Raw genomic sequence first — 1,227 nt, forward strand, 5'->3', positions numbered from 1 at the left:
AGGTTCAGGTAGATGATGGTCTTGAAGTACTCCAGGTTGCTGAACCCGCGGGCCTGTCTTTTGGCCGATTGGATGATTGAGTTCATACCCTCTAACACGGCATTGGTTAGCCTGTGGTCGAAGTAGTTAAGAATCTCAGCCCAGTTCTCACGTATTGTCTTGGCGACCGATTTCATCTGTGGCACGTTCGAGTGCATGATCCAGCTGCACAAAGCATTCAGATCAGATTCCGCCTCTTTTCTGGTTTCACATTCATAGACAGTCTGCAGCGCTTCTTTCATCGCACAGGCCCGGGCCGTCTTTAGGTGCTCCTTTGACAGGTTGCGCTTCCTTTCCGCTTGTCCTTCGGTGAGGTTTGCTTCGTTTTTGAGCCATATGTACTTGGTGCGGGACAAAAGTGCTCTTTTCTCCTTTGACTCTCTAGCCTCAGCCGCCCTCACCTTGTCGAGCTGCCTAGTTGCAAGCTGAATTACGTGAAACCGATCGGCCACGCGCTTAGCGTTAGGTAGGTGTTCGGTGACACCTTTGGCAAACGCAGGTGAAAGGTCGCAGGTTACGACCTTTACAGCCTCCGGGTCACCGCCGTGTTCGGCGAGCTCACAAGCGAACTCAGCCACCGTACTGGCGTCACGCCCGAGAGCACAGACCATGACTCTCTCGCCTTTCAGATCGACAAAGCTCGTAAGGTAGTTGTGCCCGCGCTTACGAGCGGTCTCATCAACACCCACGTCGCTAACTCCTGAGAAGTTAGCCTCGGCGTGGGCTTTGGCCACGATGCGATTTAGCATCGCCCAGATCCTCGTGTCGTGCTCACCTACGACCTTCGCTATTCCTGCGACTGGCATTGACGACATGGCCATGACCAATACCTGTGCCTCGAACAGTGCGGTGAAATGCTTGGCATCGGGGGCCGCCCAGGGCACCTCGGCTGTGATTGGGCCACCCTCACAATCAAGACGCGGCAGCTTGCAGTGGATGTAGGTCTTGTATTGCCATATGTCCAAATGGCGCCACGTGCGCTCGCGCGTATCGTACACACCGTGCATCGCCCCACATCTCGGACATCTTAAGGCATACCCCGGTGTCCTTTCGATGTAGACATGCAGTTCATCAGGATCGGGATCGCAATCCCTCATCTCAACGTCGACAACAGTCCACTCATCTCCGAGGTTCAATGATTTTGCAATGATCGTTGCCAGCATCTTCGTTTGTGGGTTCATTTTGGCA

1 protein-coding gene is annotated in these 1,227 nt (G+C 54.0%); it reads right to left on the bottom strand.

Going from position 1 to position 1,227, the window contains the following annotated elements; translation table 11 throughout:
- Positions 1-1,227, bottom strand: a 1,227-nt coding sequence (locus G7Y43_RS10560) for an ISL3 family transposase (protein ID WP_165046369.1), incomplete at both ends; no start/stop codon positions are given.

It is taken from the genome of Adlercreutzia sp. ZJ138 (assembly GCF_011038935.1).
Classification (GTDB): Bacteria; Actinomycetota; Coriobacteriia; order Coriobacteriales; family Eggerthellaceae; genus ZJ141.